Source organism: Vibrio sinaloensis, assembly GCF_023195835.1.
Taxonomy (GTDB): Bacteria; Pseudomonadota; Gammaproteobacteria; order Enterobacterales; family Vibrionaceae; genus Vibrio; species Vibrio sinaloensis_C.
Genome location: NZ_CP096199.1, coordinates 622,390 through 637,827, shown reverse-complemented (window position 1 = coordinate 637,827; position 15,438 = coordinate 622,390). Strand labels below are relative to the sequence as shown.

The 15,438-nt window shown below is 46.5% G+C and carries 17 protein-coding genes; 5 read left to right on the top strand and 12 right to left on the bottom strand.

Annotated elements, in window-relative coordinates; genetic code table 11:
* Positions 1-128 precede the first annotated feature (128 nt).
* The gene (locus MTO69_RS02980; protein ID WP_248330998.1) at positions 129-1,343 is read left to right on the top strand and encodes a GGDEF domain-containing response regulator; all 1,215 of its coding nucleotides are present in this window, start codon (positions 129-131) and stop codon (positions 1,341-1,343) included.
* Between the two features lie 59 nt (positions 1,344-1,402).
* Here the strand turns inward: MTO69_RS02980 and nqrM are convergent, their stop codons facing one another.
* The 9 genes from nqrM to bolA form a co-directional block, all read right to left on the bottom strand.
* On the bottom strand, positions 1,403-1,636 hold the full coding sequence (gene nqrM / locus MTO69_RS02975) for a (Na+)-NQR maturation NqrM (protein WP_176288519.1): 234 nt from the start codon (positions 1,634-1,636) through the stop codon (positions 1,403-1,405).
* A gap of 21 nt (positions 1,637-1,657) precedes the next feature.
* Entirely contained in the window at positions 1,658-2,662 is a 1,005-nt protein-coding gene (locus MTO69_RS02970) for an FAD:protein FMN transferase (RefSeq protein ID WP_248330996.1), read from the bottom strand.
* Positions 2,663-2,802: 140 nt separating this feature from the next.
* Positions 2,803-4,026, bottom strand: a complete 1,224-nt coding sequence (gene nqrF / locus MTO69_RS02965) for an NADH:ubiquinone reductase (Na(+)-transporting) subunit F (RefSeq protein ID WP_248330994.1) — start codon at positions 4,024-4,026, stop codon at positions 2,803-2,805.
* Between the two features lie 33 nt (positions 4,027-4,059).
* The gene (nqrE, locus tag MTO69_RS02960; RefSeq protein ID WP_005436652.1) at positions 4,060-4,656 is read right to left on the bottom strand and encodes an NADH:ubiquinone reductase (Na(+)-transporting) subunit E; all 597 of its coding nucleotides are present in this window, start codon (positions 4,654-4,656) and stop codon (positions 4,060-4,062) included.
* A gap of 7 nt (positions 4,657-4,663) precedes the next feature.
* Positions 4,664-5,296 (bottom strand): NADH:ubiquinone reductase (Na(+)-transporting) subunit D, encoded by a 633-nt coding sequence (locus MTO69_RS02955; protein ID WP_248330992.1) that lies wholly within the window; start codon positions 5,294-5,296, stop codon positions 4,664-4,666.
* Positions 5,296-6,081 carry a Na(+)-translocating NADH-quinone reductase subunit C gene (locus MTO69_RS02950; RefSeq protein ID WP_248330990.1) on the bottom strand — a complete coding sequence of 262 codons (786 nt, stop codon included), beginning with the start codon at positions 6,079-6,081 and terminating at the stop codon, positions 5,296-5,298. The genes MTO69_RS02955 and MTO69_RS02950 overlap by 1 nt, the downstream gene beginning before the upstream one ends.
* Complete coding sequence (locus MTO69_RS02945; RefSeq protein ID WP_248330988.1) at positions 6,071-7,315, bottom strand: NADH:ubiquinone reductase (Na(+)-transporting) subunit B; 1,245 nt, start codon at positions 7,313-7,315, stop codon at positions 6,071-6,073. The genes MTO69_RS02950 and MTO69_RS02945 overlap by 11 nt, the downstream gene beginning before the upstream one ends.
* Positions 7,316-7,320: 5 nt before the next feature.
* Complete coding sequence (locus tag MTO69_RS02940) at positions 7,321-8,661, bottom strand: Na(+)-translocating NADH-quinone reductase subunit A (protein ID WP_248330986.1); 1,341 nt, start codon at positions 8,659-8,661, stop codon at positions 7,321-7,323.
* Between the two features lie 435 nt (positions 8,662-9,096).
* Positions 9,097-9,405 (bottom strand): transcriptional regulator BolA, encoded by a 309-nt coding sequence (gene bolA, locus MTO69_RS02935; RefSeq protein WP_248330985.1) that lies wholly within the window; start codon positions 9,403-9,405, stop codon positions 9,097-9,099.
* Between the two features lie 134 nt (positions 9,406-9,539).
* On the opposite strand from bolA, the gene MTO69_RS02930 reads away from it, so the two are divergent.
* From MTO69_RS02930 to MTO69_RS02915, 4 genes are all read left to right on the top strand, one after another.
* Positions 9,540-10,670 carry a methyltransferase gene (locus tag MTO69_RS02930; RefSeq protein WP_248330983.1) on the top strand — a complete coding sequence of 377 codons (1,131 nt, stop codon included), beginning with the start codon at positions 9,540-9,542 and terminating at the stop codon, positions 10,668-10,670.
* A 58-nt stretch (positions 10,671-10,728) separates the two neighbouring features.
* Positions 10,729-11,298 (top strand): YajG family lipoprotein, encoded by a 570-nt coding sequence (locus tag MTO69_RS02925; RefSeq protein WP_248330981.1) that lies wholly within the window; start codon positions 10,729-10,731, stop codon positions 11,296-11,298.
* Positions 11,298-11,843, top strand: a complete 546-nt coding sequence (locus MTO69_RS02920) for a peptidylprolyl isomerase (protein WP_248330979.1) — start codon at positions 11,298-11,300, stop codon at positions 11,841-11,843. The genes MTO69_RS02925 and MTO69_RS02920 overlap by 1 nt, the downstream gene beginning before the upstream one ends.
* 71 nt (positions 11,844-11,914) lie before the next feature.
* Entirely contained in the window at positions 11,915-13,303 is a 1,389-nt protein-coding gene (locus MTO69_RS02915; RefSeq protein WP_248330977.1) for an AmpG family muropeptide MFS transporter, read from the top strand.
* A gap of 52 nt (positions 13,304-13,355) precedes the next feature.
* Here the strand turns inward: MTO69_RS02915 and MTO69_RS02910 are convergent, their stop codons facing one another.
* Genes MTO69_RS02910 through MTO69_RS02900 form a run of 3 tightly spaced genes read right to left on the bottom strand, consistent with a single transcriptional unit; the run spans position 13,356 to position 15,239 of the window.
* Positions 13,356-14,018 carry a ChrR family anti-sigma-E factor gene (locus tag MTO69_RS02910; protein ID WP_248330975.1) on the bottom strand — a complete coding sequence of 221 codons (663 nt, stop codon included), beginning with the start codon at positions 14,016-14,018 and terminating at the stop codon, positions 13,356-13,358.
* A complete protein-coding gene (locus tag MTO69_RS02905) occupies positions 14,015-14,599 on the bottom strand; it encodes a sigma-70 family RNA polymerase sigma factor (protein ID WP_248330973.1) in 585 nt (194 codons plus the stop codon). Before MTO69_RS02905 ends, MTO69_RS02910 begins: the two co-directional genes overlap by 4 nt.
* 58 nt (positions 14,600-14,657) lie before the next feature.
* On the bottom strand, positions 14,658-15,239 hold the full coding sequence (locus MTO69_RS02900) for an LON peptidase substrate-binding domain-containing protein (RefSeq protein ID WP_248330971.1): 582 nt from the start codon (positions 15,237-15,239) through the stop codon (positions 14,658-14,660).
* Between the last annotated feature and the right edge of the window lie 199 nt (positions 15,240-15,438).

Below are 15,438 nucleotides of genomic sequence, written 5' to 3'. Positions count from 1 at the left end.
CTAAACTGTATAAAAAAACAGTATAACCAAACTCTGTTTATTCGCCTACATCTGCGATGGAATTTCATGTTCAGATGAACTTTTGGACTATGATTATTATCAGTATCGGATGAAATAGAGCGCAAAGGTTGAATAACAAAGTATTGGTCGTTGAAGACAGTCGCACCTATCAAAACTATCTAAGACAGCAACTGAGCGACGCTGGCTACCAAGTTTATATTGCAGGTTCTATTGCTGAAGGAAAACAATTACTGAAGCAACATCCACAGTTTCGCTTCGCCGTGTTAGATTACTGCCTACCCGATGGACAAGATGGTGAGGTGATTGATCTTTTTCTTAGCCAAGGGCACAAAGTCGTGGTGCTCACCGCTACGTTTTCCGAGCAAGCAAGGCAGCGATTTATTGATAAGGGCGTGGTTGATTACCTGCTCAAAGATAGCTTAGCATCTGTCTCCTACCTGATCCCTTTAGCTAAACGTCTGCTAAATAACAGTCAACATCATGCGTTGGTTGTCGACGACTCCGCAACGGTTAGACACTATGTGGCCCAACTGCTTGAACATCAGTATATAAAAACCACCCTCGCCCAGGATGGTAAAGAGGCGCTGGAACTGCTTGAACGACACCCCGATATCAGCTTTATCATCACAGATCACGATATGCCTGTGATGGATGGCATTACGATGATTCGTGCTATACGACAGTTTCGTGACCGCAATAGTCTCGCGATCCTCGGCTTATCAGGCAGTGACAATAACAACCTGACGGCAAAATTTCTCAAATCGGGCGCCAATGACTTTCTGACTAAGCCTTTCAATCAGGAAGAGTTCTACTGCAGAGTGCATCAGATGCTCGATATGAAAGAAGCCACTGATGAGCTGTACAAACTGGCCAATCAAGATGCACTCACTGGATTATGGAATCGGCGCTTCCTGTTCTCACTACCGCTCGACAGTAATCAGCAACGCCAGATTGCGATGATCGATATCGATCATTTCAAACAGGTGAATGATGTTTATGGGCATGAAGCCGGTGATTTAGCGATCAAAACCATTGCCGAGATTCTCAAGCTCTGCTTTCCAGGCGAAGTGGTGGTGCGATTTGGCGGTGAGGAGTTTTGTGTTAAGTCGATTGCGCCCAGCGATGACTTTTTCCAGAGGTTAGAGAACATGCGTCAACGCATAGCACAAACTCCGATCAACTATCAGCAAAGTATCATCAACATCACCGTTAGTATCGGTTTGTGCAATGTAGAAGAGAATCTCGAGCAGCAAATCAGAATCGCAGATGATCGTCTCTATTTAGCCAAGTCGGCAGGGCGCAATCAGACCATAGCTTCATAAACTAAACCAACTGATACAAAAACACCGGCCGAAGCCGGTGTTTATCTATTTAACCCAAATTAGGCAATACGATCTTTTTCCCAAGCCGCCAGCTTCTCGGCGCGGGCCGCTTCGCGCGCTTCGCGTTTCTTTCGGGCGTCGCATGGCTCAGGACAGTTGCACACTTTCTCAATGCCAACCGCGCCCAAACCACCACAGCTACCTTTCACGACCTTCTTTTGAAAAATATAGCCGACGGCCATAGCAGCAATAACGGCCATGAATACGGCGAAGGTAATAATAAATGTACTCATAATGACATACTCAGCAGTTGGTTATTGTTTGATATAGGTGTTATACGCGTCAGACGCAAGCTCGACAAAGCCAGTATCGGTTTTAACGATCATCAAAACTGGGATATCATGCTGATTCGCCACTTGCATTCCCTTCTCTTCTCCTAAAACCATCAAGCCAGTGGCTAAACCGTCTGCGGTCATTGAAGAGGGGTCTAACACAGTGACTGACACCACTTTGTGGGTGATAGGTCGACCTGTTTCTGGGTTGATAATGTGCGAATAGCGAACACCATCATGTTCAAAATAGTTACGATAATCACCAGAGGTCGCTATTGCCATATCACCTGGCTCAATAATTTCTTGAATGCTACGCTCATCAACCGAAGGCTTCTCGATGGCTATTCTCCAGCGCACACCTTCACGGTTGGTACCCTTCAAGCGAATTTCACCGCCGACTTCCACCATATAGTTGTGAATGCCTAGCGACTCAATGTAATCGGCCAAAACATCGACACCCCAGCCCTTAGCAATGGTTGAAAGATCGACATAAAGGTTGGGGATACTTTTTTGTAGGCTGCTCCCTTGAACGGATAAATGCTCAATACCTACATTCGCTTTACGCGCACTTAACTCTTCCTCGCTCGGCACTACCTCAGGGCGACCTTCAGGTCCAAAGCCCCATAAATTCACCAGCGGACCAACCGTCACATCCAGCGCGCCTAGAGTAAGACCGTTGAGGCGAATCGCTTCTTTCACTACTTTGGCCGTTTGTGGTGAGACCGCGAAAGGCGCCAAAGATTGACTCTGATTGAAACGGCTGAGCTCTGAGTCTTTACGATAGGTCGACATCTGATCGTTGACCTCTTCAAGCAGACGATCAACCTCTGCTTGAACCTTATCCGGTGCAGGAATACCTTCCGCTACTATGTACTTAACATTGTAACTGGTTCCCATGGTTGGGCCACTCAGGTGGACTTGTTCAACAGGTTTCTCACAACCCGCTAAAAAGAATAAAGAAGCAAATACAACAAGCCAAATTTTCACTTGTTAACTCCTATTGTTGTTATCAAATAAATAAAGCAGATAGCTGTGAGCTACACAACGATTGACTTTATCGATTCAACAACCGAAAAAGAAATGGCTGACTCAAAAGAGCCAGCCATAGATTCAATCACTTAGGTAGATTAACCACCGAAGTCATCCAGTAGGATGTTCTCATCTTCAACACCAAGATCTTTCAGCATACCGATAACGGCTGCGTTCATCATCGGTGGACCACACATGTAGTACTCACAATCTTCAGGCGCTTCATGGTCCTTCAGGTAGTTTTCGTACAGGACATTGTGGATGAAGCCTGTGTAACCATCCCAGTTATCTTCTGGCATAGGATCTGACAGGGCACAGTGCCACACGAAGTTTTCGTTTTCTTCTTGTAGGCCGTCGAAATCTTCTACGTAGAACATTTCACGCTTAGAACGCGCACCGTACCAGAAAGACATCTTACGCTTAGACTTCAGACGCTTAAGTTGGTCGAAGATGTGTGAACGCATTGGCGCCATACCTGCACCACCACCAACAAACACCATCTCATTATCAGTGTCTTTAGCGAAGAACTCACCAAATGGACCAGAGATAGTACACTTATCGCCCTCTTTCAGAGACCAAATGTACGAAGACATAATACCCGGTGGAACGTCTGGGTTATTAGGTGGCGGCGTAGCGATACGCACGTTCAGCATAATAATCCCTTCTTCTTCTGGGTAGTTCGCCATTGAGTACGCACGAATTGTCTCTTCGTTAACTTTTGACTCATAGCGGAACAGGTTAAACTTGTCCCAGTCTTCGCGGTACTCTTCAGGTACATCGAAGTCAGCGTATTTCACGTGGTGAGCAGGTGCTTCAATCTGGATGTAACCACCAGCACGGAAAGGTACTGATTCGCCATCTGGAATTTGTAGCTTAAGCTCTTTGATGAATGTCGCTTTGTTATCGTTAGAGATAACAGTACATTCCCACTTCTTAACGCCGAAGATTTCTTCTGGAAGCTCGATATCCATGTCAGTTTTCATTGCAACTTGACAAGCTAGACGCTCACCTTCACGTGCTTCACCTTTAGTAATATGGTCAAGCTCGGTAGGAAGAATATCACCACCACCAGATTTAACTTTTACGCGACACTGGCCACAAGAGCCACCGCCACCACAAGCAGAAGATACAAATACACCAGCACCCGCTAGTGCACTCAGCAGCTTACCGCCCGGCTGTGTAACGATCGCCAAATTCGGGTCATCGTTTACAGAAATTGTAATGTCACCTGTTGGTACAAGCTTAGACTTAGCGAAAAGAATCACTAGTACTAGCGCGAGTACGATCAGAGTAAACATCACTACACCAAGAATAATGTCCATTGACTATTCCTTAATTGTTGCGGTTTACCCGACTTACAGTTGAACACCAGAGAAAGACATAAAGCCTAACGCCATAAGACCTACAGTAATAAACGTGATACCAAGACCACGTAGACCCGGAGGCACGTCAGAGTACTTCATCTTCTCACGGATACCTGCAAGAGCAACGATTGCTAGCATCCAGCCCACACCAGAGCCGAAGCCGTAAACAACGGATTCAGCAAAGTTGTAGTCACGTTGTACCATGAAAGATACACCACCGAAGATCGCACAGTTTACTGTGATCAGCGGTAGGAAGATGCCTAACGCGTTGTACAGAGGTGGGAAGAAACGGTCTAGAACCATCTCTAGGATCTGTACAAGTGCAGCGATTACACCGATAAAGGTGATGAAGTTTAGGAAGCTAAGATCGACACCTTCAACTAAAGCGTTCTCTTTAAGTACTAGGTTGTAAACTAGGTTGTTTACTGGCACAGCAATGGTCAATACAACCACAACCGCAACACCCAGGCCGAAAGAGGTCTTAACTTTCTTAGATACCGCAAGGAAAGTACACATACCTAAGAAGAAAGACAGAGCCATGTTCTCGATGAAAATCGATTTAACTAACAGACTAATATAATGTTCCATGACGTCCTTACTCCTTCGCTTCTACTTGTTCTGGTTTCAGAATACGGATTGCCCAGATTAGGAAGCCGATTAGGAAGAATGCAGACGGTGCAAGCAACATTAAGCCGTTTGGCTGGTACCAACCACCGTTGCTCACTAGAGGTAGTACTTCTAGGCCAAATAGTTTGCCCGAGCCGAACAGCTCACGGAAGAAACCAACAGTGATAAGAACGAAACCGTAACCAAGACCGTTACCAATACCGTCGATTAGAGATGGTAGTGGTGCAGACTTCATTGCGAACGCTTCAGCACGACCCATAACAATACAGTTGGTAATGATCAAACCAACAAATACCGATAGCTGCTTAGAGATATCGTATAGGTATGCTTTAAGCACTTGGTCAACCACGATTACCAATGATGCAATGATCGCCATTTGAACGATAATACGCACACTGTTTGGGATATGGTTACGAATCAGAGAAACTGAGAAGTTTGACAACGCCGTAACGAAAATAACCGCGAGTGTCATTACAAATGCAGTTTCTAGTTTAGTTGTTACTGCAAGAGCAGAACAAACACCAAGCACCTGTAGCGCGATTGGGTTGTTATCCAATACTGGCGCTAGAATGCTCTTTTTAACGTTTTGTGCGCTAGACATTAGTTCAGACCTCCGTCACGAACTTTTGCTAGGAATGGACCAAAGCCCATGTCGCCTAACCAGAAATCAAATGTGCCTTGAACACCATTACCAGTTAGTGTTGCACCAGATAGGCCATCGATACCGTGCTCGGAACCTTGTGGAGCGCCACCTTTTACAATCTTAATTGCAGGCTTATGGTTTTCGTCGAACAATTTCTTGCCAACCCACTGGGCACGCCAACTTGGGTTCTCTACTTCACCACCCAATCCAGGAGTCTCCCCCTGCTCATAGTAAGTGATACCAGATACCGTATTACCGTCAGTTTCAACCGCAACAAAGGCATACATCATTGACCAAAGTCCTTTACCATGTACAGGTAAAATCACTTTCTGAACGTCCCCTTGCTGTTTCACTAGGTAAACAACGGCAGTGTTTGCACGGCGACGAATGTTAGCATCATCTTCATCTGCAGGCAGTGCCACAGAAAGCTCACTATTCTTAGCCGCATCACGTTGATCAAATTCAGCCGCAGTTGCACCATTGGCAGCCGTTTCTACAAAGCTACCTGTTTCAAGGTCGACTAGGCGAGGCTCAATGTACTGAGAAAAAAGTTCAGCGACTTTTTTGCCCTCAGACTCAATGCCAGCGACTTCAACGATCTTAGTTTGTTTGTCTAGTACAGCGTTGGCTTGCTGCTTATCACGTAGACCCACAGCTGCTGTTGATACGATGATTGAACAAACAAGGCTCAACCCGACAACAACACCCAGCGTCTTTTTAATGCTGTCGTTATTACTTGCCATAGCGTGCTTGTCTCCGCTTGATGTTCTTCTCGATAACTACATGGTCGAACAGAGGTGCAAACAAGTTCGCAAATAGGATCGCCAGCATCATACCTTCTGGGTACGCTGGGTTCACAACACGAATCATGATACACATCACGCCGATAAGCGCGCCGTACCACCACTTACCTTTGTTGGTAAACGAAGCTGATACAGGGTCTGTTGCCATAAAGAACATACCGAATGCAAAACCACCTAATACTAGGTGCCAATGCCATGGCATGTTGAACATTGGGTTAGTATCTGAACCGATAACATTGAACAGCGTCGCTGTCGCAATCATACCGATCATCACACCTGCAATGATGCGCCAAGAAGCAATTCGCATGTAAACGATCATCGCTGCGCCAATCATAAGTGCGAGAGTTGAAACTTCACCAATTGAGCCTGGAATGTTACCGATGAATGCGTCCATCCAAGTGATAGGAGCGCCAGTTACTGTATTCACGAGTGCGCCGTTACCACCTTGTGCCCATTGGCTAAGAGCCGTTGCACCAGAGAAGCCGTCAGCTGCAGTCCAAACTACGTCACCCGAGATTTGCGCTGGGTAAGCGAAGAATAGGAAAGCACGGCCAGCAAGTGCTGGGTTAAGGAAGTTACGACCTGTACCACCGAAGATCTCTTTAGCAACAACAACACCGAATGTAATACCTAGCGCTGCTTGCCATAGAGGTAGCGTTGGTGGAACGATAAGTGCAAACAGGATAGAAGTAACAAAGAAACCTTCGTTAACTTCGTGCTTACGCACCATACAGAACAGTACTTCCCAGAAACCACCAACGATAAATACCGTCGCGTAGATAGGTAGGAAGTAAGTCGCACCTAAGATCATCTTGCTGCCGACACCCGCATCAGGGGCAATGGTGCCGCCTAACATTTCTGTCAGCCAGTAGTGCCAGTTACCTGCAACTACTGCGGCGAGTTGATCACCCGCGTACATGTGGTTAAGTGCAGCGATAGCTTGGCCACCCGCGTTGTACATACCCCAAAACATTGCTGGGAATACCGCGAACCAAACCATGATCATGATGCGTTTTAAATCAACGCTATCACGAACGTGCGAGCTCTTCTTTGTAATTAGACCAGGCGTGTAGAAAACTGTTGCGACAGCTTCGTACAGAGCAAACCATTTCTCATGTTTACCGCCGGGCTCAAAGTGATGCTCGATGTCTTCAAGAAACTTTTTAAGAGCCATGAAAATTACCCTTCCTTCTCGATCTTATCTAGGCATTCACGAAGTAGCTCACCGTACTCGTACTTACCAGGACAAACAAAGGTACACAATGCTAAATCTTCTTCATCCAGCTCAAGTGCACCGAGCGCTTGAGCGCTGTCGGTATCACCGGCACACAGATCACGAAGTAGCAGTGTCGGTTCCATATCTAACGGCAATACACGTTCGTAATTGCCAATTGGAACCATCGAACGGTCACTACCATTAGTGGTCGTTGTCATGTTGAACAACTGACCTTTAAAGATATGACCAAGGAATGAGCGAGTGACAGAGAACTTGTTCTTGCCAGGCATTGCCCAACCGAATAGCTCTTTCTCACGGCCTTCACGTAATACAGAAACCTGAACGTGGTAACGACCTAGGTATGCATGAGGACCAGTTGCGTGAGTACCTGTGAGTACTGAACCGGAAATCACACGAACTTCACCTGGCATCAACTCGCTGTCTGTTACGTCGTCAAGGCTAGCACCAAGAGTCGTACGAACGAGACGCGGGTTGTTTACCACAGGACCGGCCAAAGAAATAACGCGGTCAGTGTAAAGTTCACCAGTTAGGAACAACTTACCAAACGCGATAACGTCTTGGTAGTTGATGCTCCACGCCACATTTTCTGCATTCACTGGGTATAGGAAATGCATGTGGGTGCCAGCAAGACCTGCTGGGTGAGGGCCATCAAAAACGTGCTCTTCAACATTAGGTTGAGAGGAACGAGGAAGACTTGTACCAGATTTACAGACGTAAACCTTGCCATCAGTCAAAGTTGAAAGTAGGTCCAAACCGGCAACGAACGCTTCTTGTTGTTCATTGATGATCAACTCAGGCTGTGCTGCTAGCGGATTAGTATCCATAGCAGTTACGAAGATAGCCTTTGTAGAAGATTCAATTGCAGGAACCTTGCTGAACGGACGAGTACGTAAAGCAGTCCAAAGACCTGAATCCACCAGCTGAGTCTTCACCGTTTCACGGTCAAGGCCTGCTAGTTTATCAGCTTCAAACTTATCGAACGTCACCTGCTCTTCACCTGCCACTTCAATCACTACCGATTGAAGGACACGTTTAGCGCCACGGTTAACCTCGATCACTTTACCAGCTGCTGGTGAAGTAAATTTGACACCTGGGTTCTTCTTGTCTTCAAAAAGAACTTGAGCTTTCTTTACTTCATCGCCTACGCGGACATGCATAGTAGGACGCATGCCGACGTACTCTTCGCCAAGCAAGGCGACTTTTTTGATGGTCTTACCATCATTAATCACCTGGGTAGGAGTTCCTGCGATAGGAAGGTCCAGACCCTTCTTTATTGTAATCATACGCACTTGCACTACTTTTATCGGGAAAAAGATTCTTTAATTGCGTAACTTTTAGACACGACACTAGTGTCCGGTTTTGGTGCCGTTTAAAACACCAAAATCGCAACATCCTATTAAAAATCTCGCTACAGGAAGACGGCGAGATTTATCAGGTGCGATAGTCTATCATCTTTTTTGATTTGGATGCCATGATGAATGACAGGATAAACCGTGATATTTCGAAGGAATTGCGCTCAAAAGGCTAAAGAATAGTCATAACTTTGAGCCACCGCACAAACAGAGATATTAGCGCGATTTCGTATTAAAACATCCATTCACACCCTGACATATTCCGTTTTAAAAACAATCATTGTGTCAATTTGTTTCTAGCTTGTTAATGCCCACTTTGTGTAGGGATAAACAAAAGGGCAGTAACACTGCCCTAACGATTGATGGTTATTTGGCGCCACCTAAGCACATAGGGCTATCTGGAGCGATGCCTTTTTGCTGCTGCCACTCTTGAGGCGTGTAAGTGTGGATAGACAGAGCGTGAATGTGATTCGCCAGCTCGTCGGCAAGGGTTTGGTTCACTTGGCGATGACGGGCAATCAAACGTTTATCAGCAAACGCTTCACTGACGATAATCACTTTGAAATGGCTCTCAGATCCCGAGGGCACGTTGTGCATATAGCTCTCGTTTACCACCTCTAAGTGAGCAGGGTTAAAAGTTTGCTGGAGTTTATTTTCTATTTCTTGCTGCACCATTGTGCTTCACCATAAGAGTCAACAACCTTAACCTCAATCATAATCTTGATGGCGCTAAAGCTAAAGGTTTTAGTTTTCACGGCCGCAAGCATTTGCGACAATCACGCCATTATCGAACACACAGTGCCACCACTATGAAAACTGAGTTAGCGCTGCGCGAGCGCACCTTGTCCCTATACCGATACCCCCAGCGCCACAATGAGACACTTCAAGCATGGGATGCAGGCGATGAGTACCTCATCAATCACGTCGAGGAAATGCAACTGGCACCTGGCAAGCACATTGTTATCCTCAACGACAATTTTGGCGCTTTGAGCTGTTGGTTTAGTCACCAATACAAAATTACCATGATGAGCGACTCCTTTATTGCTCAGCAAGCTACCCGACACAACCTGCAGCGCAATCAGTGCCCTGATATCACGTTCGCAACCACCATGGATCCCATTCCTGCGGATGCAGATTTGGTTTTAATCCAACTACCCAAAAGTAATCGCCATTTGGTTTGGCAACTGAGTCAACTGCGCAGCACACTGAGCGAAGAGATCTCCGTTATTGCGGTCAACAAAGCCAAAGAGATCCACAGTTCAACGCTTAAGCTGTTCGAAAAACATCTAGGTCAAACTCATACCTCTTTAGCGTGGAAAAAGCACCGCTTAGTGTTTAGTCAGGCCAACTGTGATGTGAAACCTCTAGTCAGCTCTAATACACGTTGGTTAGTTGATGGTGAAAACATTGAGCTCAATAACTTACCCAATGTCTATTCGGGCGAAAGTCTCGACCTTGGTGCCCGTTTTATGTTGCAACACCTTCCGCAAGATGAGCATATCAAACATGCACTCGACCTCGGCTGTGGAAACGGTGTGTTGTCGGTTAAGCTGGGGCAGCTGAATCCACAGCTCGAGCTCACCTGTGTTGACGAAAGCTTTATGGCGGTCGAATCTGCCCGTCAAAACCTCCAAACTAACTTGGGTGCAGCACGAGAGTTTCGTTGTATCGCCAACAATTGTCTGGACGATATCAACGATCTTGATGTGGATCTTGTGGTTTGTAACCCCCCATTTCACCAGCAGCAAGCCATCACAGATCATATCGCGTGGCAGATGTTCTGTGATGCAAAGCAAATTCTTACCTCTGGTGGACAATTATTAGTTATCGGCAATCGCCACCTCGGCTACGATGGAAAGTTAGCGCGACTGTTTGGCAAGGCGAAAGTGAAGGTCGTTGCCTCGAACAAGAAATTTGTTATTTTACAAGCGACTAAATAGTCCACTATTATCTTTCTGAACATTAAAGCTCTCAGAAGTACCAAAAAAGGAAATTGCAATGAGAAAACTGGTTCTAGCCGCTTCAGTGGCACTACTCGCTGCCTGTTCAGCACCTCAGCAAGAGCAAATCAACTTTATGCCGAAAGCTGTACTGAGCAATAGCGACTTAGTTCAAGATGCCACCTTTACCCTAACCAGTAAGGATGTTCGCTCGGCGCAGTATGTCGCACTGGTTGATAGCGGACGCTCAAACATCGAACCGATTCATTCTAAGCAAAATGTTCGTATCTCAATCGAGAACGCACTACTTGAACAATTTCAATCACAGGGCTTCCGTAGCACAGTAAACAGCCAAAACTCACTTCAAGTAGAAGTGCAACAAGCCCTCGTCTCCGTTGAGCACACTGTGATGGAAAACGAGATGGACGGTAAAGTCGTGATTGAAATCACTGCAGAAACACCTCAAGGCAAACTGGTTAAAACCTACACCGGAACCGCTAAACGTACCGGCGCTTTAAGTGCTTCAAATGATGAAATCGAAACCGTTCTCAACGACGTTATTAATCTAGTGATGCAAGAGATCGCTGATGACCGTGAACTACAAAATTACATGCGGGAGCGTTTCTAATGTGGAAAACTGCTATTGCCTCATTGGCCCTGTTTAACAGCATGGTGTTGGCCGGGCCAAAAGTCGAGTTCGAAACCAACCTTGGCCAATTTACCGTGGAACTGAACCAAGAGAAAGCACCGGTGACTGTCGCTAACTTTATTAAATATGTTGAAGATGGCAGCTATGTCGGATCGCAGTTCCATCGCGTGATCCCAGGATTTATGGCGCAAGGCGGCGGGTTTGACCAAAATATGCAATCGCTGCCAACCTACCCACCGATTAAAAATGAAGCATCAAACGGGCTAAAAAACAGCAGTGCGACGATTGCGATGGCCAGAACCAGCAATCCAAACTCCGCGACTCGTCAGTTCTTCATTAACTTTGTCGATAATAACTTCCTAGACTACGACCAGCGTCCACCAGGCTACGCGGTGTTTGGCAAGGTTACTAAAGGCTTCGACGTCATTCAGAAAATGGGACAACAACCCACTCACTCTGTTGGTCGTTACCGCGATGTCCCTGTCGAACCTATTATCATCACCAGCGCAACACTTCTTAAATAGCAACAAAGGCTCAGCACAGTGCTCGAGCCTTAATTTTTCTTGCTGACCTCAAACTGAACAAGGATAGATGTATGTCTTCTGACTCCGCTTCGATGACTTGGCTAGAAACCATTCGCAGTTATATGGATAAGCGCCTAATGTGGGTGTTTATGCTCGGTTGCTCAAGTGGTTTTCCATGGGTACTGATCGGTTCTAACATGTCAGGCTGGCTGAAAGACGCGGGCCTCACGCGCGCGGCAATTGGCTATTTTGGTAGCGTGTTCGCCGTGTATGCCATCAACTTTTTATGGGCGCCGCTTGTTGACCGAGTCAAACTCCCTGTGTTGCACTCTCTGTTGGGTCAGCGCCGCAGTTGGATACTTCTCTGCCAGTCCTTGGTCCTGATCTGTACTCTGTTTATCGCTGGTGTCGATCCCGCTACCAACCTAATGTTTACCTCGATGTTAGCCTTAGGTATCGCGATCGCCTCGGCAACACAAGATATTGCCATCGATGCTTATCGTATCGATACCTTCCCTAAATCAGAATCATCTAAGCTGCCACAAGCCTCAGCGATGGCGGTTATCGGCTGGTGGACAGGTTACTCTGTGCCTGGTTATCTGGCGTTTATCAACGCCGATGCCATTGGCTGGAACGGCGTCTATTACGGTATGGCGGCCATCGTTGGCGTGTTAATACTGTTTACTCTGTTGGTCGGCGAGCCAAACACTCAGCGCGATGCACTGCAAGATGCCGCCGAGCAGCGACACAGTAAAGTCGTCGGCAATCGGGCTCTTGCCTGGCTAACCGTTACCGTGGTTGAGCCTTTCTTGGACTTTTTCAAACGCAACGGATTTCGCGTCGCGCTTACGCTATTGCTATTTGTGTTTCTGTTCAAAATTGGTGAGGCCTTTCTTGGTCGTATGTCGATCACCTTCTATAAGGAAATCGGCTTCTCTAACGAACAAATTGGTTACTATTCGAAGTTAATTGGTTGGGGACTAACAATACTGTTTACCCTGGTCGGCAGTATGGTCAACGTCAAGTTTGGTATCGTCAGAGGCTTAATGATTGGCGGTATCGCGATGGCTTCCAGTAACCTAATGTTTGCATGGATCGCCAAAGTAGGCCCGAATGAGCAGCTGTTCCTAGCGACACTCGTGGTTGATAACTTCACCTCGGCATTCTCAACCGTGGCATTTGTCTCATTCTTAACCGTAGTGACTGGGCAAGCTTTCTCTGCCACCCAGTATGCACTACTGGCATCACTGGGTAACTTCGGACGCACCACACTGGCGTCATTCTCTGGCGAACTGGTCGACTACCTCAATGATTGGTCAACCTTCTTTGTTCTTACCGCAGTCATGGTTATTCCGAGTTTGATAATGCTCTACTCTCTACGCCATTACTTTGCTGATATGCTCGATAGAGCGCGGCATCGTGACGTCGAACAAGAGCGGCAAATCACCTCTAATCAATAGAAACAAAAAAAGGCTTGGTCACACCAAGCCTTTTCACTAAATAAAACAAGGATTAAGGATACATACCTTTACCAAAAAGATTGAATACTCTGGCTACGCCTTGAGTAAAGATCATAGGCTCAGTCAGTACAGTTAAACACAAACAATCTTCGCCTTGCTTAGTCATCGGGCTGTGTTTCACTGAGGCGTCTTTCAGTAAGAAGTCACCCGCTTCGTAATGACCATCTTCGTCACTAAATCCGCCATGTAACACCAAGGTCGACTCCAACCCTTTATGAGTATGCTGTGGTATTGACACATTTTCGGCGATGTACATTAAACTTACGCGCGAGTCATGTGAGATATCAATTGAAGCGCTAAACACCTTGCCGCCGTAGCTTTTCCATTCACCCACTCTATCGCGGAAACGCGACAATGATAAAGGTAATCGGAACGACTTGCCGTTCACTTCAATGTAAGAGGGCTGACGCTGAGGGCGAATTGGCTCATCGTTTTGCTCTAGCGAGACAATTTGATCAAACATGGCTTGCATCGTGTCATGGCTCTCCACCTCAGCTGTACATAGTGCATCGCCGCACTGGGCCTCCAACAATGCAACGGCTCGCTGACATTTAGGGCAACCCTCGATGTGGGTCGCAACCGTAAAGGCACTCACATCATCCAGCGTACCCTGAGCGTATGCTTGGAGAAGTTGATCTTGTGGATGGTAGCTCATAATTTATCTGCCTCTATGGTGTTGCGTAGTTTCTCAACGGCCAGTCGTAAGCGCGACTTTACCGTTCCGAGCGGAATATCAAACATTTCCGCGACTTGTTGATGTGGAAGCTCCTCGAGGTATACGGCTTTCACAACCTTTCGCTGAGCATCAGGTAATATGTCTAAATACTTGACGATCTGCTGTTTTAACATCTCTGTTTCGGGAGAGTAGTGCTCTACCATGTCTGGCGGACAGTAATCATTCGGCCAAATGTCTTCAGAATGAATGTGTGCATCTCTGCCCTTCTGCTTGCGAAGGGTGTCGAAACAGAGGTTTCGTGCAATCGTGTAGATCCAAGTCGAAAGGGAACTTTTTTCACCATCGAACAGTGCGCTTTTTTGCCACACTGTCGCCAAAGCGTCCTGGACAATTTCTAACGCCACTTGCTCATTACCCATGTGACGGTATGCGAACTGCTTCAAACGCGGAGAAAAATGAGTGAACACCAAAGCGAACGCCTGCTTATCTTTCTGCTTCACTCGTTCCATACACGACGCCCAGTCGGCTTTTTTAAAAGCTTGGGTATCTATCTCGGCCATTTCGATATCCTTAATGAGAGCTCTCTATCCATTGTATACGATCAAACTGATTCAGCGATCACTGCACGTAGCTACTATCTAAGGTTCTTTTTAAAAACTCGACCGCCTGATAACAATCAGGCTGCTGGGCTAAGGTGTCGAACTGTTGATTGGTGATCGGCAATATTTCCAGCCAACGCTGACTGACCCAGCTCGCGTCGTCAAAAAAGCGCTGTTGATAAAGGTTCCCCAAATCAGGGAATTGGTGGTAGATATCGCCTAAATGCTTACTGATTGATTCCGACTGGTGGTCAAAGTTGGTCACGTCCCAGTTGGGCAACCACTCCACCCTTGCCAAGCGCAAACCGTCGTATTCGACGCGAACCCGTTTAATGCGAAACTTCTTCAAACCGGTTACGGATATCCCCAGCAATCCATCTTCAAGTGACTCAAAGTCGGTTATTTTGGCTAGGGTGCCAATCGCAGATAACTCCTGCCCCGCTGAGGCGAGAGACGCATCGAACAAGCAAATACCAAATGTTCCATCTCCCTTGAGCGCTTGAGAAATGAGCCTTTTGTACCTAGGTTCAAAGATTCTCAAGCGCATTTTGCCTTCGGGTAACACCACGGAACTAAGTGGAAACAACATAATCTCAGGCATAAATAGTGACTCCTAAACTTCCTGATAACAGTTACGTTACCTGCCTATATTGAGATCATTCACTAAAACTGTTGGTTATAAGATGGACCGCAAATCTAAAGAAATCGCTTGCGTAATCGATACCTGAATCACTTTTTGTGCAATAAAATGAAAGTTCCGTTACACGTGAAACTTTTGCCCGTTAGTGAGATGTAGATCA

Coding starts and splice junctions, on each gene's coding strand:
- MTO69_RS02905 (WP_248330973.1), bottom strand. CDS start 14,599: ATGGCCGAGATAGATACCCAAGCTTTTAAAAAAGCCGACTGGGCGTCG.
- MTO69_RS02945 (WP_248330988.1), bottom strand. CDS start 7,315: ATGGCTCTTAAAAAGTTTCTTGAAGACATCGAGCATCACTTTGAGCCC.
- nqrM (WP_176288519.1), bottom strand. CDS start 1,636: ATGAGTACATTTATTATTACCTTCGCCGTATTCATGGCCGTTATTGCT.
- bolA (WP_248330985.1), bottom strand. CDS start 9,405: ATGGTGCAGCAAGAAATAGAAAATAAACTCCAGCAAACTTTTAACCCT.
- MTO69_RS02925 (WP_248330981.1), top strand. CDS start 10,729: ATGAGAAAACTGGTTCTAGCCGCTTCAGTGGCACTACTCGCTGCCTGT.
- nqrE (WP_005436652.1), bottom strand. CDS start 4,656: ATGGAACATTATATTAGTCTGTTAGTTAAATCGATTTTCATCGAGAAC.
- nqrF (WP_248330994.1), bottom strand. CDS start 4,026: ATGGACATTATTCTTGGTGTAGTGATGTTTACTCTGATCGTACTCGCG.
- MTO69_RS02950 (WP_248330990.1), bottom strand. CDS start 6,081: ATGGCAAGTAATAACGACAGCATTAAAAAGACGCTGGGTGTTGTTGTC.
- MTO69_RS02940 (WP_248330986.1), bottom strand. CDS start 8,661: ATGATTACAATAAAGAAGGGTCTGGACCTTCCTATCGCAGGAACTCCT.
- MTO69_RS02930 (WP_248330983.1), top strand. CDS start 9,540: ATGAAAACTGAGTTAGCGCTGCGCGAGCGCACCTTGTCCCTATACCGA.
- MTO69_RS02955 (WP_248330992.1), bottom strand. CDS start 5,296: ATGTCTAGCGCACAAAACGTTAAAAAGAGCATTCTAGCGCCAGTATTG.
- MTO69_RS02920 (WP_248330979.1), top strand. CDS start 11,298: ATGTGGAAAACTGCTATTGCCTCATTGGCCCTGTTTAACAGCATGGTG.
- MTO69_RS02910 (WP_248330975.1), bottom strand. CDS start 14,018: ATGAGCTACCATCCACAAGATCAACTTCTCCAAGCATACGCTCAGGGT.
- MTO69_RS02900 (WP_248330971.1), bottom strand. CDS start 15,239: ATGCCTGAGATTATGTTGTTTCCACTTAGTTCCGTGGTGTTACCCGAA.
- MTO69_RS02915 (WP_248330977.1), top strand. CDS start 11,915: ATGTCTTCTGACTCCGCTTCGATGACTTGGCTAGAAACCATTCGCAGT.